This is a genomic window from Candidatus Thiodiazotropha sp. CDECU1 (assembly GCF_963455295.1).
Classification (GTDB): Bacteria; Pseudomonadota; Gammaproteobacteria; order Chromatiales; family Chromatiaceae; genus Thiodiazotropha.
Genome location: NZ_OY734020.1, coordinates 2790474 through 2811790, shown reverse-complemented (window position 1 = coordinate 2811790; position 21317 = coordinate 2790474). Strand labels below are relative to the sequence as shown.

The 21317-nt window shown below is 55.2% G+C and carries 21 protein-coding genes; 15 read left to right on the top strand and 6 right to left on the bottom strand.

Going from position 1 to position 21317, the window contains the following annotated elements; all coding sequences use genetic code 11:
• Positions 1–24: 24 nt before the first annotated feature.
• Together R2K28_RS12815 and R2K28_RS12810 are read right to left on the bottom strand one after the other, a co-directional pair.
• Positions 25–1245 carry a ribonuclease H-like domain-containing protein gene (locus tag R2K28_RS12815; RefSeq protein ID WP_316364873.1) on the bottom strand — a complete coding sequence of 407 codons (1221 nt, stop codon included), beginning with the start codon at positions 1243–1245 and terminating at the stop codon, positions 25–27.
• Positions 1235–3682 (bottom strand): DEAD/DEAH box helicase, encoded by a 2448-nt coding sequence (locus R2K28_RS12810; protein ID WP_442871398.1) that lies wholly within the window; start codon positions 3680–3682, stop codon positions 1235–1237. The genes R2K28_RS12815 and R2K28_RS12810 overlap by 11 nt, the downstream gene beginning before the upstream one ends.
• Before the next feature lie 66 nt (positions 3683–3748).
• On the opposite strand from R2K28_RS12810, the gene lexA reads away from it, so the two are divergent.
• The 6 genes from lexA to R2K28_RS12780 all read left to right on the top strand — a co-directional run bounded on the left by lexA (position 3749) and on the right by R2K28_RS12780 (position 11103).
• Complete coding sequence (lexA, locus tag R2K28_RS12805) at positions 3749–4345, top strand: transcriptional repressor LexA (protein WP_316364871.1); 597 nt, start codon at positions 3749–3751, stop codon at positions 4343–4345.
• 12 nt (positions 4346–4357) lie between these two features.
• Positions 4358–5218, top strand: a complete 861-nt coding sequence (locus R2K28_RS12800) for a DUF4743 domain-containing protein (protein ID WP_316364870.1) — start codon at positions 4358–4360, stop codon at positions 5216–5218.
• 150 nt (positions 5219–5368) lie between these two features.
• Positions 5369–7456 (top strand): carboxy terminal-processing peptidase, encoded by a 2088-nt coding sequence (locus tag R2K28_RS12795; protein WP_316364868.1) that lies wholly within the window; start codon positions 5369–5371, stop codon positions 7454–7456.
• A gap of 177 nt (positions 7457–7633) precedes the next feature.
• Positions 7634–9259 carry a glutamate--cysteine ligase gene (gshA, locus tag R2K28_RS12790; RefSeq protein WP_316364865.1) on the top strand — a complete coding sequence of 542 codons (1626 nt, stop codon included), beginning with the start codon at positions 7634–7636 and terminating at the stop codon, positions 9257–9259.
• 66 nt (positions 9260–9325) lie between these two features.
• Positions 9326–10516 carry an O-succinylhomoserine sulfhydrylase gene (locus R2K28_RS12785; protein ID WP_316364862.1) on the top strand — a complete coding sequence of 397 codons (1191 nt, stop codon included), beginning with the start codon at positions 9326–9328 and terminating at the stop codon, positions 10514–10516.
• Positions 10513–11103: a class I SAM-dependent methyltransferase gene (locus R2K28_RS12780; RefSeq protein ID WP_316364860.1), complete on the top strand. Its 591-nt coding sequence runs from the start codon at positions 10513–10515 to the stop codon at positions 11101–11103. Before R2K28_RS12785 ends, R2K28_RS12780 begins: the two co-directional genes overlap by 4 nt.
• 21 nt (positions 11104–11124) lie before the next feature.
• On the opposite strand, the gene R2K28_RS12775 is transcribed toward R2K28_RS12780, so the two are convergent.
• Positions 11125–11328 (bottom strand): hypothetical protein, encoded by a 204-nt coding sequence (locus R2K28_RS12775; RefSeq protein WP_116444856.1) that lies wholly within the window; start codon positions 11326–11328, stop codon positions 11125–11127.
• 144 nt (positions 11329–11472) lie between these two features.
• Between R2K28_RS12775 and R2K28_RS12770 the strand changes: the two genes are divergently transcribed.
• The 8 genes from R2K28_RS12770 to R2K28_RS12735 all read left to right on the top strand — a co-directional run bounded on the left by R2K28_RS12770 (position 11473) and on the right by R2K28_RS12735 (position 17640).
• Positions 11473–12162 (top strand): MBL fold metallo-hydrolase, encoded by a 690-nt coding sequence (locus R2K28_RS12770; RefSeq protein ID WP_316364857.1) that lies wholly within the window; start codon positions 11473–11475, stop codon positions 12160–12162.
• Between the two features lie 9 nt (positions 12163–12171).
• Positions 12172–12477, top strand: coding sequence for a CDC27 family protein (locus R2K28_RS12765; protein WP_116444854.1), 306 nt, complete (start codon positions 12172–12174; stop codon positions 12475–12477).
• A gap of 234 nt (positions 12478–12711) precedes the next feature.
• Positions 12712–13635: an oxygen-dependent coproporphyrinogen oxidase gene (hemF, locus tag R2K28_RS12760; RefSeq protein ID WP_316364855.1), complete on the top strand. Its 924-nt coding sequence runs from the start codon at positions 12712–12714 to the stop codon at positions 13633–13635.
• A 7-nt stretch (positions 13636–13642) separates the two neighbouring features.
• Positions 13643–14236: a DUF938 domain-containing protein gene (locus tag R2K28_RS12755; RefSeq protein WP_316364854.1), complete on the top strand. Its 594-nt coding sequence runs from the start codon at positions 13643–13645 to the stop codon at positions 14234–14236.
• A gap of 400 nt (positions 14237–14636) precedes the next feature.
• The gene (locus R2K28_RS12750; protein ID WP_316364853.1) at positions 14637–15173 is read left to right on the top strand and encodes a glycine zipper 2TM domain-containing protein; all 537 of its coding nucleotides are present in this window, start codon (positions 14637–14639) and stop codon (positions 15171–15173) included.
• 17 nt (positions 15174–15190) lie between these two features.
• Positions 15191–15457, top strand: coding sequence for a PepSY domain-containing protein (locus R2K28_RS12745; protein ID WP_116444850.1), 267 nt, complete (start codon positions 15191–15193; stop codon positions 15455–15457).
• 108 nt (positions 15458–15565) lie between these two features.
• The gene (locus R2K28_RS12740) at positions 15566–16240 is read left to right on the top strand and encodes a response regulator transcription factor (protein WP_316364850.1); all 675 of its coding nucleotides are present in this window, start codon (positions 15566–15568) and stop codon (positions 16238–16240) included.
• Between the two features lie 41 nt (positions 16241–16281).
• Complete coding sequence (locus R2K28_RS12735; protein WP_316364848.1) at positions 16282–17640, top strand: ATP-binding protein; 1359 nt, start codon at positions 16282–16284, stop codon at positions 17638–17640.
• Positions 17641–17657: 17 nt separating this feature from the next.
• Here R2K28_RS12735 and rsgA read toward each other — a convergent pair whose 3' ends face one another.
• From rsgA to R2K28_RS12720, 3 genes are all read right to left on the bottom strand, one after another.
• Positions 17658–18659 carry a small ribosomal subunit biogenesis GTPase RsgA gene (rsgA, locus tag R2K28_RS12730; protein ID WP_316364845.1) on the bottom strand — a complete coding sequence of 334 codons (1002 nt, stop codon included), beginning with the start codon at positions 18657–18659 and terminating at the stop codon, positions 17658–17660.
• Between the two features lie 8 nt (positions 18660–18667).
• Complete coding sequence (locus R2K28_RS12725) at positions 18668–18952, bottom strand: c-type cytochrome (RefSeq protein WP_316364842.1); 285 nt, start codon at positions 18950–18952, stop codon at positions 18668–18670.
• A gap of 130 nt (positions 18953–19082) precedes the next feature.
• Positions 19083–20321, bottom strand: a complete 1239-nt coding sequence (locus R2K28_RS12720) for a M48 family metallopeptidase (protein WP_316364839.1) — start codon at positions 20319–20321, stop codon at positions 19083–19085.
• 445 nt (positions 20322–20766) lie between these two features.
• Here R2K28_RS12720 and orn point away from each other — a divergent pair, with 445 nt between their 5' ends.
• The gene (gene orn / locus R2K28_RS12715; protein ID WP_316364838.1) at positions 20767–21315 is read left to right on the top strand and encodes an oligoribonuclease; all 549 of its coding nucleotides are present in this window, start codon (positions 20767–20769) and stop codon (positions 21313–21315) included.
• The last annotated feature ends 2 nt before the right edge of the window (positions 21316–21317 follow it).

The window sequence follows — 21317 nt, the reverse complement described above, 5'->3', positions numbered from 1 at the left end:
GTAGGATTGCCATGACGATCCATCTCAGGGATGCAGTAGCGGTTGCATCTCTTGAACATAGAGTTTGTTGACGATGCGGTTCAAGCGCCGCTGCTGGTCAGCGTCGATGGGAAGCCGTTCGCAATAATGTTGCGCGCGCTTCAGGTCCCTGCTGATATGCTCATAATACTTGGCAAGCTGTTCGGTGGCGCTTCGGCAGCCCATCTGCGAGAGCGCATCCCAGGTCTCCGTCGCCAACCCCCAGTCGCCGAAACGCCTGGCCAGTCGGCCCAATAAGCGCTTGCCGCTCAGGGGTAATGTGTGTCGATGTCGTTTTAACAGGGCATAGGCTGCCCTGGTGTCGTGATCCGCCTGCCAGCGTGCCAGGGCGGCTATGTCCACACCATGGCGTTCGGGCTGGTCGATCACTTGAGTCAGGGCCACGTGGGTCATGGCGAGGGAGAGTATGTCCTGTAAATTGTGCTCCACCACCCCTGCCAGTCGTGCTGTGCGGCCTGCTCTTATAAAATCGAACCAGGCCTGGGGGGCTTCTGAACCGGGCAGGTCGTTAAGCCGTTGCAGACCGAGCAGTCGCTGTTCCAGGGTCACAAGACGGCAGTCTGGCCATGTGTTGCGAAACAGACGGCGTATGGGATGCAACAGGTCCAGATGGGGCAGCTGGTCCAGTTGCGCTGGCATGTCATGCATGCGGTATCGGGTCTTCATCAACGGAAGGTCATAGCTCTTGCCGTTGTAACTCACCAGCCGGTCCTCAATACCCAGGATGCCGTTGATCGCCTCGAGCATGGCCGTTTCTCCCGCAAAACGGGTGATCAGGTACTGGGTCAGCTGCAGGCTCTCCGGCTCGATTGTGGCAAAACCGAACAGAAAGGCGAGGGTACCGCTGCCCCCCGAGAGGCCGGTGGTTTCGGTATCGAAATAGACATGGCGGTGGTTGGCCATGGCTGCTTCACCAGGCAGTCTCGGTTGTTGTTGGAGCAGTGAGAGAGGGTAGCGACCCATACAGCCGTGCAGGGGGATACGTCGGTATATCCGGATCAGACCCTCACTGACAGGGTAGCCCTTGAGCTGCCTGGCGAGTCTCTCCTCTGCTGACTTCTGCTGCTGCAGCTTCGATCCACCCGGAAGGCGTGTTCGGTCGATTCGCGCCAAGCGCTGCTGCAGATCGGTGGCCGATGTGACAGGCTGCTGCCCCTTATCCGCTTTTAGCGCCTGCAGGCGAGAGAGTTTTGCGCTAAGTGTCATTGTCCGACGCAACAGAGCCGATTGGATGAGAGTGATCAGGTCCCAGTAGGGATAGTATTTTGAGCGCGGCCTGTTTGGGCGAGTAGCCCCGTATCTCATCGCTGGCCAGGATGGGGCCGATGCAGCTGGGACAACCATGCCTGCAACTGCAGTCAGTTACCAGCCGCAGGGCTTCATGGACGATAGTGTCCCGGCTCTCGCAAAGAGGTGCTGAGAGTCCGATGCCCCCTGGATAGTTGTCGTAGAGAAACAGGGTGGGTGTGAAGCGATCCAGGCGTGCCGGATCGATCATTTCGTCATCCTTGTTGCGCAATTCTCCCCGTCCATTGGCATGCAGCGTGGCGAACCAGCGGGCGTTACCATCACCCACCGCCTTGCCGATATCGCCGGGTTCGGAGAGCATGCGCATGGTTGCGATGATATGCAGGGCGTAGCTGGCGCCGAGAAAACCGTCCAGGGCAATCTGGCGTGATTCGAATGCAGCCTCCAATGCCTGTGGATTCAGCTGCCACCAGACGGCGGTGGTGTGCATCTCCTGATCCGGCAGTTCGATCTTGCCATAGCCCACATTGTCGTGGCTGTAGTAGCGGATTTTCTTATAGCCGGTGATGCGCTTGACCAGATGCACCTCCCCATGAGCCACCTCATACTGGCGATGGGTATACTCCTCGAAAGGTTCCAGAATCTTCAAGCGGGTATAGTCGATGGCATCGGTGTAGTAGTCGGCCCGGGTGCGGGTGACGAATGCCTTGCGTCCCTCCCAATCGAGACGCTCCACCTGGTAGGGGGTGGACTGGATCATATAGATTGCTCCCTCGTAGATGGTCATCGGTGCGGAGCTGTAGTCGACCTCGGCAATCACTGTTTTTTCGCCACCGCTGGTATCCACCACCACAAAATTGCCCTCCGCCACCGAACGCAGGCTGACGCTGTTTGCGGGGTAGCTGTCGCTCATCCAGTGCCACTCATCCGCCTCCCGGTGCAGGATGCCATGCTGCTCCAGGTAGGCGAGCATCTCACTCAGCGGTTGATTGCCAAACTGCTCCCCATCCTTGAATGGCAGCTCGAACGCGGCGCAGCGTACATGATCGAGCAGGATCAACAACTGATCGGCATCGATACGTGCCTGTTCCGGCGAGGCGCCGAGGAAGAAGTCGGGATTGCGAATGATGTATTGATCCAGCGGCAGGCTGCTGGCCACCAGCACCCCCACTGCGGAACGTTGGCGCCTGCCGGCCCGTCCCAGGCGCTGCCAGGTGGCTGCAATGGTGCCCGGGTAGCCGTTAAGCACACAGAGATCGAGTGCCCCTATATCCACACCCAGCTCCAATGCCGAGGTGGAGACCACGCAGTCGAGTTTTCCGTCACGCAGCCTGCGCTCCATATCCCGCCGTTCAGTGGGTAGGTAGCCGCCCCGGTAGGCGGCGACCCGGGCAGGATGCCGGGGGTCTTTGTCGAAGGCATCCTTGAGATACTTGGTCAATACCTCAACCATGAGTCGGGAACGGGCGAAGACTATGCTTTTCAGCCCCTGGCGCAGCGCCAGTTTAGTGATGCGGGTGGTCTGGGAGCGGGCCGAGGCGCGGATGCCCAGATCGGGATTGACCACCGGCGGATTCCATAGCAACAGATGTCTGCTGCCCTGGGGTGCGCCGCTCTCGGTGATGGCGTTGACCTCGTCGCCGATCAGCAGCGCCCCCAACTCTGCCGGATTGGCAATGGTGGCGGAGCAGAGAATGAAGATGGGGTCGCTGCCATAGAAGCGACAGATTCGCCGCAGACGTCGCATCACATTCGCCACGTGGGAGCCGAATACGCCGCGGTAGCTGTGCATCTCATCGATCACCACATAGTGTATGGATTCGAAGAACTGCGCCCACTTGGTGTGGTGGGGCAGTATGCCCTGGTGCAACATATCCGGGTTTGAGACCACGATGTCGCCACGGATGCGTACCGCCTTGCGCGCATCCCCGGGGGTATCCCCATCGAAGGTGAAGGCGCGTACACCCAGGTCGCTGGCCTGGTTGAGGGCGGTCAACTCAGCCACCTGGTCCTGGGCCAGGGCCTTGGTGGGGAAGAGGTAGAGGGCCTTGGCCTGTTTTTGCAGGACCGATTGCAGCACCGGCAGGTTGTAACAGAGGGTCTTGCCTGATGCGGTGGGGGTGACGACCACCGTATGCCGAGCAGCCTGTACCGATGCCCAGGCGGCTGCCTGGTGGGTATAGAGCCGTTCGATCCCGCGCTCGCGCAGGGCAGCGGCAAGACGGGGATCGAGATCGCCGGGCAGGGGGCTGTAGTTACCCTGTTTGGCGGGGAGTATCAGCTCGCCCGTGATACGCGCTGGGTATTCGCTGCGCAGTTTGGCGGCCAAATGGTCGGCCGGATCCTTGGCGGAATCAGGGTCTGCGGTTGCCATGGAAGGTGCGGGAATGCTCATATCTGTTCTCTTTCTGTTCTCTTGGTGTAGAATAGAGAACAACTGGAGAACAAATCAAGGGCCAGCATGCAATTAACCCGGCGCCAGCAAGAGATCTACCAGATCCTGCGGGACAATCTGGATCACTATCAGCAGCCACCCACCTATGACGAACTCTGTGGTCTGCTAGGACTGAAATCCCGGGGTTCCTTACACAAACATATCCAGGCGTTGGTGGAGGCGGGGTTGGTGGAGCCCATGGCGGGCCTGAAACGTGGTATACGCCTGGTTGAACCCGGGGCGGAGGAGGGCATTCCCTATCTCGGCCGTATTGCCGCCGGCAGACCCATCGAGGCCATTGCCGAGGCGGAACCGATGCAGGTTCCCGATCAGTTGCTGGGAAAAGGGCCCTGCTATGTGCTACAGGTGTCGGGGGATTCGATGATCGATGATGGGATCCAGGATGGGGATTATGTGGTGATCGAACAGCAGGCACAGGCACAGAATGGAGATATTGTTGTGGCATTGATCCGCAATGAAGAGGCCACTTTGAAGAGGATCGAGCAACGTCCGGGTGAGGTTATACTACACCCCGCCAATCCAGCCATGAGCGCGATGGTCTACCGGGCGGAAGAGGTCAGGATACAGGGTGTCCTACGCGGACTTCTCAGGTCCTACATCTAGGAAAATTGATCCATGAACTTACAAGGGTATCTGCGTCATATCGAACGCCTTAATCATTGGGATCCGGGAAATTTCAAACCACTCTTTTTCCAGGAGCGGTGCTATGGACGCCTTAAACGACCCATGTGGGAGGCCCTCGGTAACTGGCCGGATGCCTTCAGCCAGGATGAGGAGGGTGTATATCTCCAGGGTCATTATGCCGACTTCGATGCGCGCACCCGCCTGTTCGCGGAGATTACCTCGACCTTGGTTGAAGAGGGGGTCATCTCCCATGTGCATGGTGAGCAGTATCCGGTGACACATGCTGGCAGGGAGACGGCGATTGCCACCGTGGATCGTGCCAGTGCCCCCTACTTCGGGTTACGGGCCTATGGCCAACACCTGAATGGTTTTGTCCGTGACGGGGAGGAATTGAAACTATGGATAGCCAGGCGTGCAGCCGATCGGCGTAATTTCCCCGACTGTCTGGACAATATGGTCGCAGGGGGGCTGCCTCACAATCTTTCCCTGGCTGAGAATCTACGCAAAGAGTGTATGGAAGAGGCCAATGTGGGGCCATCCTTGGCTAAGCGTGCTGTTGCCGTGGGTGTCCTGACCTACTGCACCGAGACGGATGTTGGTCTGAAACCCGATACGCTCTACTGTTACGATCTTGAACTCCCGGGTGATTTCCAACCTCAGAACGGTGACGGTGAAGTGGCTGAGTTCATGTTGTTACCTGTAGCCGAGGTGGCAAGACTGGTTGCCCAGACCGATGAGTTTAAGCTCAACTGCAACCTGGTGGTGATTGACTTTTTAGTGCGGCATGGGATTATAAATCCCGAATCCCCGGGTTATCTGGATCTGGTACAGGGTCTGCATGAGAATATATGAGCGGTGTGGGGCTTGATCTTGAGGTCCAGTACACCTTTTAGGCACTAAATGGAACCTGTGGAGTGGTAATCCAGTCCAATCCTAGTCCTATTTACTATGATGTATAGTCAGGCGCCCACTGTTTCCGCGCATACAAGACCAGGTAGTTACATGAAAATATTTAAGGTTATTCTGTTCAGTTCCCTGTTCCTAATCGGTAGTACCACCCTATGGGCCAATCGCCAGGTTGTCCCGATCAGCGAACTGCAACCGACACCTGAGCAGCAGCAAACGGCAAATGTAATCGTCAAGGTTATCGAAAAATACCACTACAAGGAGGTAGCGCTCGATGATGCGATGTCAGAGATGATCCTCGATCGCTACTTTGACGCCCTCGATCCCAATCGCGCTTTTTTTCGCGCCAGGGATATCGCTCGTTTCTCCCTCTATCAGGATAAACTCGATGACTACCTGAAAAACGCCAGAATCGAACCTGCCTTCGAGATCTTTCGCCTCTATCGCAAACGTGTGGCGGAGGCTGTGGCTCATGCACAAAAACTGGTTGATAAAGATTTTGACTTCACCATCGATGAGAGTTATCTCTTCGAGCGGGATGAAGCGCCCTGGCCACAGACCCGCACAGAACTGCAGGAGGTTTGGCGCAAGCGGGTAAAGAACGATTTCCTCAATCTACGCCTGATGGACAAAAAGGACGATGAGATTCGTGATACCCTTCGTGAACGCTACAAGCGTCTGCTTGACCGGGTGGAGCAGTTCGATAGCAACGATATTTTCCAGACCTTCATCAATGCCTATACCCTGAGCCTGGAGCCCCATACCAGTTACATGTCGCCAAGCACTTCGGAAAACTTCGATATCAGTATGCGACTATCACTGGAGGGCATAGGAGCGGTACTCAAGGATGAAGACGGCTTTACCGTGGTGCAGAAAACCGTGATAGGTGGGCCCGCAGAACAGAGTGACCTGCTCCATTCGGGGGATCGTATCGTCGGCGTTGGACAGGGATTGGAGGGAGAGATCATCGATATCGTGGGGTGGCGGTTGCAGGATGTGGTTGAACAGATCCGTGGCCCGAAGGGCTCTGTGGTCAGGCTGAACGTTCTGCCCAAGGGGACTGAAACAGGGGCCAAGCGCAAGACTATCACCCTGGTGCGGAACAAGATTAAATTAGAGGAGCAGGCAGCCAAGAGTCGTATCATCGAAGACCTGGATGGTATGAAAGGGCTGCGCATCGGCGTGGTGGAGGTGCCGACTTTCTACCGCGATTTTGCTGCCGAGGCGAGAGGGGATGAGGACTTTCGCAGCACTACCCGTGATGTGCGCAATCTCCTGGTGGATCTGAAGAAGCAGGGTGTCAATGGCATCGTGATTGACCTGCGGGAAAACGGAGGCGGTTCACTCTCCGAGGCGACCGAACTGACTGGCCTGTTCATCGATTCCGGACCGGTGGTTCAGATCAAGGATGCCTTCGGTAAGATAGAGATCGAGCAGGATCCGGATCAAACCATTGCCTACGAAGGCCCCTTGGCGGTGTTGGTTGATCGCAACAGTGCCTCTGCCTCCGAGATATTCGCCGGTGCCATCCAGGATTATAAGCGGGGTATAGTCATCGGCGAGCCCACCTTCGGTAAAGGAACCGTGCAGACGCTGGTGGATCTCGGGCGTTTCGTACCGGGGCGTAAGAAGGACCTTGGCCGCTTGAGACTGACCATGGCACAGTTCTTCCGCATCAATGGCGGTAGCACCCAACACCGGGGTGTGGTACCTGACATCCAGTTTCCCACCGCGAAATTTTCAGCGGATTATGGCGAGCGTTCACTGGAGAATGCATTACCCTGGGCACAGATCAGGCCGGCCAATTTTGCAACCAAGGGAAAATGGTCGGTCCCTAATCTCATGGTCAACCATATGAGCCGTGTTGAGAGTGACCCGGGTTTCGAGATGTTGGTCGATCGGGAGAAACGCTTTCAGGCGTTGGAGGAGCGTATTGAGATGAGCCTGCTGGAGAGTCGTCGCCGCACTGAATGGGATGATCGGGAGCAAGAGCAACTGGTGCACAAGAATCGCTTCAGGGCATCGCAAGGCCTGGAGGCAATCAAAACCCTCGACCAGGAAGAACTGGATGATGAGGCTGATGACAAGGAGTCTGAAGCGGCACAACGCATCGAGTTGAACGAAGCGGCCCGTATTCTGACGGACTCTATCCGGATGCAAGCACCGATGGCGGTGATGCGCTAGCGGAAGCATGCATCCCAACAGATAATATGATGGTATGATGCATGCCTTCAATCAACGCCCCTGTGGGGCGTAAAATATCAAACCTGAGTTTTGTTTCACCTGCATGTTAATAACCAAGTCAGAATCGTCGTTTCGATTCTGACATGAATCCAATTGATCACATGGGTTGCTCCCAGTTTGTATAAGACACTCGAACAACGTTTGGAAAAACTGCGTCAAGCAGATCAGGTCGGGCTGCTAAGAGGGGGGCTTATCGGTCTGGAAAAGGAGGGATTGCGTGTTTCCCCGGCCGGCTGCATTTCGCGAAAACCACATCCAGAGGCGTTGGGTTCGGCCCTTACCAACAGGTATGTCACAACGGATTACTCCGAGGCACTGACCGAGATAATCACACCACCCTCGGCAGATCGCGAAGAACCGTTGCGATTTCTGTCTGAGGCCCACCACTTCCTCTACCAGCATCTTGATGATGATATCCTCTGGGCAACCAGTATGCCCTGTGTGGTTGAAAGTGATGATCAGATACCGATCGCAGAATACGGCAACTCCAACGCGGGCATGATGAAAACCGTCTATCGTAGAGGGTTGGGTCATCGCTATGGTAGAGCCATGCAGGTGATTGCCGGGGTTCATTTCAACTATTCAATCCCGCTCCCGTTCTGGCAAGCCTTTCAACACCTGGAGCAGGATGAAACACCGATCCAGAGTTTTATTTCAGAATCCTATTTCGCCATGTTGCGAAATCTGCAGCGGGTCGGGTGGTTGATTCCCTATCTGTTCGGGGCCTCTCCCGCGGTATGTAAATCCTTTCTTGGCGGCAGACCCACCACCCTGCAGGTATTCGATGACTACAGTTATTACTCCCCCTACGCCACCTCTTTGAGGATGGGGGATATCGGTTACCAGAACAGCAAGGAGCAGGGAACGGGTATCAAGGCCTGTTACGATTGTCTCAGCGCCTACATCGAGACCCTCTCCCGTGCCATCGAGACACCCTGTCCGATCTATCATGCCATCGGGGTCAAGGTCGATGGCCGCTACGAGCAGCTGAATGCCAATATTCTGCAGATAGAGAATGAGTACTACAGTACGGTACGGCCAAAGCAGATACCCGAGATGATGGAGAAACCGATCCATGCCCTGCAGCGGCGCGGGGTACGTTATGTGGAGTTGCGCTCGTTGGATGTGAATGCCTTCCATCCCCTGGGTATCGCCGAAGAGCAGGTCTATTTCATCGAGGCCCTGATGTTGATGTGCCTGTTGCATGGGAGCCCGTCGATCAACGTTGCCGAACAGAAGGAGATCGACTGGAACGAGTTGACGGCCGCACACCAGGGGAGAAAGCCTGGTTTGATGCTGCAGCGGAATGGAGAGAGGGTTGGCTTGCAGGGTTGGGGCTTGGAGATTTGTGATGCCTTGCTGCCCATATGCGAGATATTGGAGGAGGGTCTGCCTGGTAAACCCTACAGTGAAAGCCTGATGATACAACGCTATCGTCTGCAGGATGCCGATCTGACCCCGTCGGCGCGAATGCTGACGGAGATGCGTGATAAAAGGGAGAGCTTTTTTCAATTCGCCCAACGCATGTCGAAACAGCACCAGCACACCTTCAGTCAGCAGGAGCACTCAAGTCAGGATCAAAGGCTGTTGCGGCAGGAGGCAACCGATTCCTGGCAGCGCCAACGAGAACTTGAGGATTCAGATAGGGTCAGTTTTGATCAATTTCTGCAGGACTACTTTTCCCAACAGCTGCATGATCAACCGGCACCTGAAGCTGAAAACAGAAGCATATCGGCACGTTGAGTTGTAGAATAACCGGCATGTGGCAGCACACCGATTCTGAATGAATATGAAGAGTGAGGACGGGATATGGGGGAGTGGAAAGATGAAGAGTGGGGGTTTTCTACTCAGGCGATACGCGTAGGACACCACCGTACATCGGAAGGGGAACATGGCGAGCCCATCTTTCCCACTTCCAGTTTTGTGTTCCGCAGCGCTGCCGAGGCCGCAGCGCGATTCAGCGGCGATGAGCCGGGCAATATCTATTCACGCTTCACCAATCCCACGGTAAGAAATTTTGAGGAGCGCCTGGCGGCGCTGGAGGGAGGTGCCTGTTGTGTCGCCACCGCCTCCGGCATGTCGGCAATCATGGCGACCTGCACCGGCTTGCTGCAGACCGGGGACCACATTATCTCCTCGCATAGTGTGTTTGGTTCGACCACCATGCTGTTTAATAAATATCTCACGCGATTTGGCATCGAGACCAGTTTTGTCGATCTGAATGATCTGCAGGCCTGGGAGGCGGCGATGCGGCCTCAAACCAAACTCATGTTTCTGGAGACCCCATCCAATCCGCTCACTGACGTGGCGGATATCACGGCATTGAGTGAATTGGCCCATGCCCATGATTGTCTTCTGGTGGTGGATAACTGTTTCTGTACACCTGCCTTGCAACAGCCCCTCAAGCTTGGTGCGGATATTGTCATTCACTCGGCCACAAAATACCTGGATGGACAGGGGCGTTGTGTCGGTGGTGCTGTGGTGGGTAATCAGGAGTTGGTGGGTGATGCGGTGTTTGGTGTTCTGCGCACCACCGGTCCTACCATGAGTCCGTTCAATGCCTGGGTATTCCTGAAAGGGCTTGAGACCCTCGAGCTGCGTATGTATGCCCATTCGCGCAATGCTCAAATAGTGGCCGAATGGCTGGAGCAGCAACCACAGGTCGAGCGTGTCTATTTTCCCGGTCTGGTCAGTCATCCACAACATGCCATGGCGATGAAGCAGCAACGTGCGGCCGGTAGTATTCTCTCCTTCGACGTCAAGGGTGGGCAGCCGGCGGCATGGATGGTCATCGATGCCACCCGCGTGCTCTCCATTACCGCCAATCTGGGTGACACCAAGACGACCATTACCCATCCGGCGACTACGACTCACGGACGCTTGACACCAGAGGAGCGGGTCCAGGCCGGTATTGGACAGGGACTGGTACGGATTGCTGTCGGGCTGGAAAATGTTGAAGATATCAAAAATGATCTGGCGCGTGGTCTCGATAGTTTGTGAACAGCAATGATCTTCAGAACCTGCGTGAGAAGTGGGATAAGCGTCATGCCGATGCGGACAAGCGTCCCACACCTGCCGAGGTTCTAGAGAGAAATCTGCATCTGCTTCCAGCCCAGGGTCTGGCGCTGGATCTCGCCTGTGGATTGGGCGGTAATGCCCTTACCCTGGCGCGTCACGGACTGGATGTGGTGGCATGGGATATCTCACCTGTCGCCATTCAGCGGCTCAATGCCTGCGCCGCAGAAGAGGGATTGACGAACCTGACAGGGGAGGTGCGTGACGTAGAACAATCGTCTCCACCCCACAACCATTTTGATCTGATTATTGTCAGCTACTATCTGGAAAGGGCATTGATACCCGACCTTGTCGACGCCCTGAGGTCCGGTGGATTGATCTACTATCAGACCTTCATTCAGGCAGCGGTCTCTGCCACAGGACCCCAGAATCCAGCCTTCAGATTGGCGGATAATGAGTTATTAAATCTGTTTTCCAGCTTGCAGCTGCGCTACTACCGTGAGGAGAATCGTCTGGGTAATCTGGAACAAGGGACACGGGATGTGGCGATGCTGGTGGCGCAGAAGCCCTGAGGCCTGGGCCAGATATCGTACCTAGTGGGCGACCCGGGTAAAATCCGTACCCGGACGCAGACCGAAGGCCTGTTCCAGGTCCAGCTCTTCAATCAGCCGATCGCCGGCCTGCTGGCCATATTCCCGTTGAATCTCACCAAGCAGCAGGCGTACTGCATTGCGGTTGTATCCGCTGCCGAAGCTGATCTGCTGTTTAATGATCTCGCGTGCCTTATCGATTGTCATCGGGCGGTTTTCCGTATGTTGAAACTATATTAACAAAGCGCCTGCAAACTATTTCCCTGTAATCCCATTGGTTGAATGATCTACGATATCCCTCATCTAATGACAATATCAATACAAATGTCATAGGTGGTGATTTTAGTGAAGATGCAGATGCGACAGTTGTTCGATCCCCAATCCAGTACCTATACCTACCTGGTGTGGGATGGGGATAGCCGTGAAGCAGCGGTCATCGACTCGGTCAGAGAGCAGGTTGAACGCGATGTAAAGCTGATCGGTGAATTGGATCTGACCCTGAAGCTAGCCTTGGAGACCCATATCCATGCCGACCATATCACCGGCAGCGGACAACTGCGCGAACGATTGGGCTGCCAAGTGGGGGTGCATGAAAAGGCAGCAACCGAGTGTGCCGATCTCCGCCTGAATGATGGCGATCTAATCTCATTGGGCGAGACGAGGCTGAAAGTTATCTATACCCCCGGGCATACCGACAACGATATCTCCTTTCTTGCAGAGGGTATGGTCTTTACCGGCGATATCCTGCTGATACGCGGTAGCGGCCGCACTGACTTTCAATCGGGGGATGCAGGGTTATCCTACGATTCGATCACCCAACGCCTGTTCAGCCTGCCCGATGACATCTTGATCTATCCGGCCCATGACTATAACGGTTTCACCTGCAGCACAGTGGGTGAAGAGAAGCGATATAATCCAAGATTGGGAAATGCGACCCGGCGCGATGACTATATTCAGATTATGCACGCCATGCAGCTGGAGAAACCGGAACATATGGATATCGCCCTACCTGGTAATTTGGCCTGCGGAATGGTCGAGTGAGGCATTGATATGGATCGAGGAAGCCTGGAGAAGATGCTCGAACAGGGGAATGACAATGCCCTGTTACGCTATACCTTGGGTTCGCTCTGCTTGAAGGAGCAGGATGCGGAGATGGCGGTGCACCACTTGGCCGAGGCGGTAAACCAGGATCAGAACCACTCAGCGAGTTGGAAGCTGTATGGTAAGGCGTTGGTGGCATTGCACAGGGAAGATGAGGCCCGGCAAGCCTACCAGAAAGGGATTGCCGTGGCTGAGGCCCGTGGGGATGTTCAGGCGGCAAAAGAGATGGGTGTTTTTTTGAAGCGGCTTGGCTAGTATCTGTTAATATTGTTTATCTCGAGTCATATACACACTGTCGCGATGTTTGATGCATAGGGCGTAGGTCTGACCTCCGGTGCCCGAGGGTTATTTTTTTCCGACGCCCTGACAGCACTTCCTTGTGCTGGCAGGGCTTACGCGGCATCCCTGCCGCTACTCCAAAAGATAACCCTCGGACACCTACCTGCGTCTAAGGTCTCTAAACGCGTTAACCAAAGAGTCAACTCGATTATGGATCAACCTGATAAGCAACAAGTCAAAGAGTATCTTCTACAGCTGCAACAGACGATCTGCTGTGCCCTGGAGGAGGAGGATGGCAAGGCACGCTTCTTTCAGGACAGCTGGCAACGGGAACCCGGGGAGCATCTGGGGGGCGGTGGCATCAGCGCGGTGCTCCAGGAGGGTGAGGTATTCGAACAGGCGGGGGTCAATTTCTCCCATGTCACCGGCGATCAGTTACCCGGCTCGGCGACGGCGCATCGACCGGAATTGACCGGACGCGCCTTCGAGGCCATGGGTGTGTCTCTGGTGATTCATCCCAACAATCCCTACGTTCCCACATCCCATGCCAATGTGCGTTTTTTTATCGCTGAAAAGGCGGATGAAGAGCCGGTATGGTGGTTTGGTGGTGGCTTCGATCTCACTCCCTACTATGGAAACGATGAGGATTGCCGCCATTGGCACAAGATGGCCAGCTTGGCATGCCAACCCTTTGGTGAAGATGTTTACGCAAAGTACAAGGCTTGGTGTGATGACTATTTCTACCTCAAACATCGTCAGGAGCCGCGGGGCATCGGCGGGCTGTTTTTCGATGATCTGAATGAGGGGGGGTTCGAAAACTGTTTCGATTTCATGCAGAGCGTGGGAGATCACTACCTACTGGCCTATATACCCATTGTAAGGCGCCGTCGCCACACGGCTTATGCTGAACGTGAGCGAAATTTTCAGCTCTATCGTCGAGGTCGCTACGTGGAGTTCAATCTGGTTTATGATCGGGGCACCCTTTTCGGCCTCCAGTCCGGGGGGCGCACCGAGTCGATTCTGATGTCCCTGCCGCCCCTGGTGCGCTGGCAATACAACTGGCAACCGGAGCCTGGAACTGAGGAGGCACTGCTCTATGAACGCTATCTCAAGCCCAGGGACTGGCTGGAATAGGGGAGTCATGAAACCCTTCTCCGATGCCTGTGAAGAGAACAAGGCACCGATCCTGGATGTGCTGCTGCGCCTTTTTGATGATGCCCGGACAATCCTCGAGATTGGCAGCGGTACCGGACAGCATGCGGTTCACTTTGCCGCCGCCATGCCGCATTTGATCTGGCAGACCAGTGACCTGGAGGAGAATCACCCGGGGATCCGTGCCTGGTTGGAGGAGGCGGCATTGGCCAATACGCGGGAGCCGATACTGCTCGATGTAAGCCGTGATTGGCCGCTCGTAGCGTATGCCGGGGTATTCAGTGCCAACACCACCCACATCATGTCATGGCCGGAAGTGGAGAAGATGTTTCACGGAATCGGGCGGGTATTGAAGCCGGAGGGGTGTTTTGCACTCTACGGTCCCTTCAACTACCAGGGCGGTTATACCAGCGACAGCAATCGAAACTTCGATCAATGGCTGAAATCCCGTGATCCCTTGAGCGGTATTCGTGATTTCGAGGCACTCAACGAGCTGGCGGTTTCGAATCGACTTCAGCTCACTGAAGATGTGGAGATGCCGGTCAACAATCGAATTCTGGTGTGGCGCAAGGTTCACTCATAGGCCGGCAATCACTCCGGAGGTGTTCGCTGCGCTCACGGGTTTACTGTCCCCCTCTCCCTGGCCCTCTCCCGCGAGGGGAGGGGGATGCATGGATCAGGAGCCGCAGCAAAAACATGGCTTGAGTCAACGAGCTTTGACTGGAAGCATTCGATGCACTCGAAATGCGCTTTCCCTCTCCCCTTGCGGGAGAGGGCCAGGGAGAGGGGGAACTCATCTGACTTCATAGCCTTACTCACAGCTTGCTGAAGTTAACAGAGCAGTCATATAATCCATTGAAAATTAACAATAAATCATGCATTCGCCCGGTTCAGGCGAGGTTCAGTTTAGACCTCGTAAGCTTTAACCATCAACAGAGATTCACTGATATCAGGATTAAAGCTAGAGAACCAGGAGCAGCAAAATGAAAACAAAGGCATTAACAATCGGAACAGCATTGATGATCGCTTCTGCAACCGCCACGGCGGGAGGCCATCGCGACCACTATCGAGATACTGCCAAGGTCATCGATGTGGAGCCGATCTACCGTAGTGTAGAGGTTTCATATCCCGAGAGAGAGTGTTGGGATGAGGCGGTCGATCGCTATCATCCGGACGGTCGCCGCTACACCGGCACAGTACTGGGGGGTATTATCGGTGGTGTGGTAGCGAATAAGATCAGTCGCGGTCGTGGTCGAGGCAGAGATGCCGCCACTCTGGCAGGGACACTGCTCGGTGGTGCCATCGGTCACGATATCAGCCAGCAACACAGGGGTGGGCACCACACCACATCGGTGGAGCGTCGCTGTGAAGTCACCCACCACTCCCGCTATGAGGAGCAATTGGTCGGCTATGATGTAACATATCGCTACAAGGGGCGTGAATTCATCACCCGTACCAATAATCATCCCGGCAAGCGGATACCGGTTGCGGTGACTGTCAGACCAGTGGATGACCACTAAGTCAGGTAGCAAAGACGATGACCTATAGAACTCGAATCATTTCCAAGATGCTGTTGTGCGCACTACTGCTTATACCCAGTCTCTATGCCAGCGCTGATATGAGCCTGGATCAGGCAGTGGAGCAGGCCAAGCAGCGTCTGGGAGGTCGAGTCATCTCCGCCGAGACACGGGAACGTGACGGCAAGCGGGTTCACAACGTGCGTATTCTTACCAAGGAGGGCAAGGTACGTAGACTGCGGATCAATGCCGAGGGTGGTCGTCGTCAGTACAACGGTCGCCGTTGATCCAGCTCAGCAGGTCATGCATTCACTGTTGATTGATGAATCTTGGAACAGGCCGTTATCAACAATTTTAAAATGACCTGGTGATGAAGCCAGGTATCGGGTGCAAAGATGCGTGTGTTATTGGTTGAGGATGAGGCAGATATTCGCGAGCCATTGGCGGAGAAACTGCGTAAACAGGGTTATACCGTAGACAGCGCCGAGGATGGTGCCGCCGGACTGTTTCTCGGTAGGGAGTATGGCATCGACGTGGGCATCGTTGATATTGGGCTGCCAAAGCTGTCAGGAATCGAACTGATCAGGGAGTTGCGCAAACTTGACAAGGATTTCCCGATTCTGATCCTCACCGCCCGTGGAAACTGGCAGGACAAGGTCGAGGGGCTGGAGGCGGGCGCGGATGACTATCTGGTTAAACCTTTTCATGTGGAGGAGCTGCTGGCGCGTCTGAACGCACTATTGCGGCGTAGCGGCGGCTGGTCTCAACCGGTGCTCGCGGGTGGCCCGGTGGAACTCGATACCCGTACCCAAACGGTAACCCTGCACGGCGACCCAGTGGATTTGACGGCCTATGAGTACAAGGTGCTTGAATACATGATGCTGCATGCCGGCAAGGTGATCTCAAAGACCGATCTTACCGAACATATCTACGATCAGGATTGGGATCGCGACAGTAATACCATCGAGGTCTTCGTGCGTCGTCTGCGCAAAAAACTCGATCCGGATGAGCGCTACAAGCCGATAGAGACCCTGCGTGGTCGAGGATACCGCTTTGCCCTCGAACGCTGATCCTTTCCACCGTCACCACTGAAGGGAGCAGAGCGGCCGGCATGGGAACAGCGCTAAACCCCTCTATCCATCAGCGACTGCTGCTGGCGGCCAGTCTGGTTTTGGGTGCATTCCTCGGCTTGACGGGATTAGCCCTCGACAAGGCATTCCGCTCGGCCAGTGAGGAGGCACTACAGGCACGTCTGTTCAGCAGTGTTTATGCGCTCCTGGCGGCAGCTGAGGAGGATCAGGCGGGCAGACTCAAAATGCCAGGTGTAATGACCGATCCCCGTTTCAACCGTCCGGATTCGGGACTCTATGCAGAGGTCAGTGGCATGCAGGGGAACTACCGCTGGCAATCACCCTCATCACTGGGGCGCAGGTTCGGATTTCTACGTCAGATGCAACCGGGAGAGTCGAAAATAGAGCGATTCAACCTGCAGGGTAGTAGTGCCATGGTGTTGAGCTTTGGGGTCGTATGGGAGGATTTTCAAGGACGTGAACTGGAATATGTCCTGGCAGTGGCAGAGGACTTGAAACCACTGCGGGAACAGGTGGCCGCTTTTCGAGATAGCCTGTTTCTCTGGCTCGGTGGTGCTGCACTGTTGTTGTTACTGGTTCAGGGTTGGGTGTTGCGTTGGGGTTTGCATCCGTTGCGGGAGGTGGCGCAGGCGCTCACCGAGATTGAGTCGGGCCGAGCGGATCAGTTGCAGGGTGACTATCCGAAGGAGCTGAATGGTCTCACCTCGAATATCAATTCACTGATCCGTCACGCCCAGGCCAGGCAGCAGCGTTATCGCGACAGTCTTGGTGATCTTGCCCACAGTCTGAAGACACCGTTGGCAGTACTCCAGGGTGTTGCTGAGAAAGAGAGCGGTGAGCCACAATCCAGCCAACACACACTGCGCGAGCAGGTCGAGCGTATGAATCAGATCGTCAGTCATCAGTTGCAGCGGGCGGCCGCCTCAGGGAGTAGCGTGCTGACTCAAAGCCTGTCGGTCAAACCAGTGGTGGAACGGATTGCAGGTTCTCTCGATAAGGTCTATCGGGAGCAGAGGATAAACTGGGAGCTGGAAGTTGCAGAGGAGACCCTGTTTCGCGGCGATGAGGGTGATCTAATGGAACTGCTGGGAAATCTGATGGAGAATGCCTGCAAGTATGGCAACGGCCATGTCCGTGTGCAGGCGGAAACCGGGCAGGATCTCTACCTGAGGGTGGAGGATAACGGAAAGGGTATTCCCACGGATCAGTTTGAAGCGGTATTGCAGAGAGGTCATCGTGCCGATCAGCAGCTGCCCGGTCAGGGAATAGGCCTCTCGGTTGCCGCCGATATCGTTAGCGCCTATGGTGGACGAATTGAGATCGGCGTGGCCGAGCAGCTGGGTGGTGTTGCGGTGCATGTCCACCTACCGGGCGGATGAGAGCCTTGAACCTTGGATCAGCGGTCTGATACCTGGCTTAACCTGAGGAAGTTTTCCAACCGTTGGGCAGCGATCTCGCCTCTCTCCATGGCAGCTTGAATGGCACAACCGGGCTCATGGTCGTGGCTGCAGTTATGAAATCGGCATTGGCCGAGAAATGGCTGGAACTCTCTGAACCCCTGTTCCAGTTCCTGGCGGGAAAGGTCGGTGAGGCGAAAACTGCGCACCCCTGGAGAATCGATCAGCTCTCCACCCTGGGGAAGGGTATAGCAGGTTGCCGCTGAAGTGGTGTGCCTGCCCAGTCCGGTTGCCTGCGAGAGACGTCCTGTTTCAACCTGCATCGATGGCAGCAGTGCATTGATCAGTGATGATTTACCGACCCCAGACTGTCCGAGCAGGATGCTTGTCTCGTCCTTCAGCCTTTCGATCAGGGGATCGAGTCCATGTTCGCGTTTGGCACTGATGCCAAAAACCGAATATCCAATCGAACTATAGGCTTCAAAACGCTGCATGAATTCATGTTCCAGCCCCCCCTCAAGCAGGTCGATCTTATTGATTGCGATCAAGGGTGGAATACCGATGGTTTCGGCGGTGACCAGATATTGATCCAGAAGGTAACCGCTGGGCTCGGGTTTGGGGGCGAGCACAATGACCAGTTGGGTGATATTGGCTGCCAGTGGTTTGTGTCTGCCGCTATAGTCGGGTCGGCTGAGGACGCTGCTCCGGGGTTGTAGCGCCGTTACAACACCCGTGGTCTCATCCACCGGTTGCCAGATGACCCAGTCACCACACACAGGGTGGCCGATATGTTGGCGGGTCTGGCAGCGGAACAGTTTGCCCTGCCCATCCATGACACCGAGGGTTGCGCCATGGCGGATAACCACACGCCCCTCAAGTGATGGGTTGTCATCAGCCTCTGAAAGTGATTGCCTGGCCTTTGAGTCGAGGCGTATACGACGCTTCTCCTGAATGGCCTGAATGCGGTTTTTCTGTTGTTTGGTCAGGCGACGTCTGGCCATGGAGCGTCTCAGGGTTTAATGTCGAATTTGTAAAACTCCAGGTTGAGATAGGTTGCGGTATTTTCAATCTGATCATCAAACCAGGTCAGGCCCAGGTTCTGTTCACAAAAACGTACCTGTTTATGCAGACCTGGCAGGTCGGTTACACGCCGGTTCTCCCGCGTATAGACTTCACTGCCGTGGCACCTTACACAGTTTTGTTCGGTCAACTGTTTACCGATGGCAGGATCGGCAGCCAGAGAGGTGGTTGACGCAAGAGTCAGCATCATTGCAGTTATCACGGTTTTCATCATTTGCTATCTCCATTAAGCAGGGGTTTCTGTTGTCCCGAAATCGCCAGGTGTTCACCAGACTTCCAATCATTGGCACTTGCTGTCTGTAAGGGGGCGTGAGGATATATGATTGACATATATGAATTAGGGTTTACCGATTCAGGATGTTGGCAATTCGCACCGGCGCTGGTGGATGGCTGTCATGAAAAAGCGAATACAGCGGATCCGGTGTCAAAGTACTCGCGTTGTCCTGGTAGAGTTTAACCAATGCCTGCACAAGAAACTTCCCATTCGTCTGGCTGACGGCGTAATTGTCGGCCTGAAATTCGTAACGGCGGGATAGATAACTCCCCAGGGGTGTAAAAAAGACAGTGAAAACCGGAATCGCCAGCATAAACAGGAGCAGTGCGGCAGCGTTGGAGGGTTGGCTGATCCCCAAGCCGTTATAGAACCAGGCTTGCTGGGAGAGCCATCCCAGCAGGGCCAATCCGAGCAGAGAGAGAACCCCCATCATGAACATCTGTTTGAAGATATGCTTGTAACGGAAATGGCCAAGTTCGTGAGCCAGGACAGCTTCCATCTCATCAATGCTCAATGCCTCCAACAGGGTATCGAAGAAGACGATGCGCTTGCTTTTGCCGAAGCCGGTGAAATAGGCATTGCCATGACTGGATCGTTTCGAGCCGTCCATGACGAATATACCGTCGCTGGTGAATCCACATCGCTGCAACAGCGACTGGATGCGGTTGCGCATTTCTCCCTCATCCAAGGGTGAGAACTTATTGAACAGTGGGGCGATCAGCCGTGGGTAGGCCCAGCTCAGGGTAAGTGTGAACCCCATCCAGACCGCCCATGCAGCGAGCCACCAGAATTTGCCCGCACCCTGCATGAGGAGCAGGATGATCCATAGTAAGGGCCCTCCCAACAGGAGTGAGAGCATGACACCGAGCAGGCGGTCCTTGAGGTATTGCAGCGGAGTGATGCGGTTGAATCCGAAGGCCGCTTCCAAGCGGAATGTTCGATAGAGATCGAAGGGCAAGTCCAACAGACTGCTAATGAGAAAGAAGGAAAAGATGAACAGCATGCCGATGATGATCTCCTGCCAGCCAAAGCCATGCCAGTATCGATCGAGCAGATCTAGTCCGCCGCCAAGGGTCCACGCAAGCAACAGGCCAACACCCAGTAGAGTCTCAATGATCGCGAGGCGGCCTTTTGCCTGGGTATAATCCGCAGCCTTCTGATGTTCGCCAAGGGTCACGCTTTCACTGAACTCGTGGGGCACCCGGTCGCGGTGCTGCCGGACATGCCCGAGGTGGCGTAACAGCAGCCAGAGTTGAAGCAGGGTGCCAATGGCCAGGAAAATAAGAAATAGTTGGGTAAATATCGGCATCAGTCCTGTTTCTGTTTTTCGGTTGAGGTATGAACTCTCTAGGGCCTGTTAACACTAATCCAATGCACTCTGCTGGGGCTGTTTTTTCGTCCAGCAAGGCAGAATGAGCGTGGTGTAGCAGCGCTACATGAGCGAATGATAACGCCGCTGGGTGGAAAAACAGCCCCAGCCCTTCGGGTTGCGCCTGAAAAAGCGCCACTCAGCGTTGCTCGTCGTTCATTTGGAGTGACCAAACTTCTCTCCTCGCGCCTTGATTGGCGCTTTTTCAGGCACAACAGAGTGCATTGGATTAGTGTTAACAGGCCCTAGTTAGATTGCGCCAGTTGAAAAATGCTCACAGTTTTTTTCAGGGCGATTCGTGGCATGGGTCGGCCTCTGATAGAATACAGAGAGTGGCGGCTTCCTGCTAGAATCAGGCAGCTGTAACTGAAAGAAGGATAACAAGATGCCTGTTGACGCCTCCAACCTGATATGGATCGATCTGGAAATGACTGGGCTCGATCCCCAGAACGATGAGATTATCGAGATCGCCACCATCGTCACCGATGCAAGGTTGAGCATCATCGCGGAAGGGCCCATGATCGCTATACATCAGTCACAGCAGAGACTGGATGGGATGGATGAGTGGAACCAGCGGCAACATGGTGCTTCCGGGTTGGTTGAACGGGTTCAGCAGAGCGGCTATAACGAGGCAAAGGCAGAGGCTGAAACCCTCGATTTTTTGCACCAATACCTGCCCGTTGGTGCCTCACCCATGTGTGGCAACAGCATCTGCCAGGATAGGCGTTTCCTGGCCAGGAGCATGCCGAAGCTTGAGGCCTTCTTCCACTATCGGAACCTGGATGTGAGCACCCTGAAGGAGTTGATGAATCGATGGGCGCCTTCCCTTAGCGAAGGATTCTCGAAACAGGGGAAGCACCTGGCATTGGATGACATCAAGGACTCCATCAATGAGTTACGCTACTACCGGGATCATTTCCTGCGCCTGCCCTGATC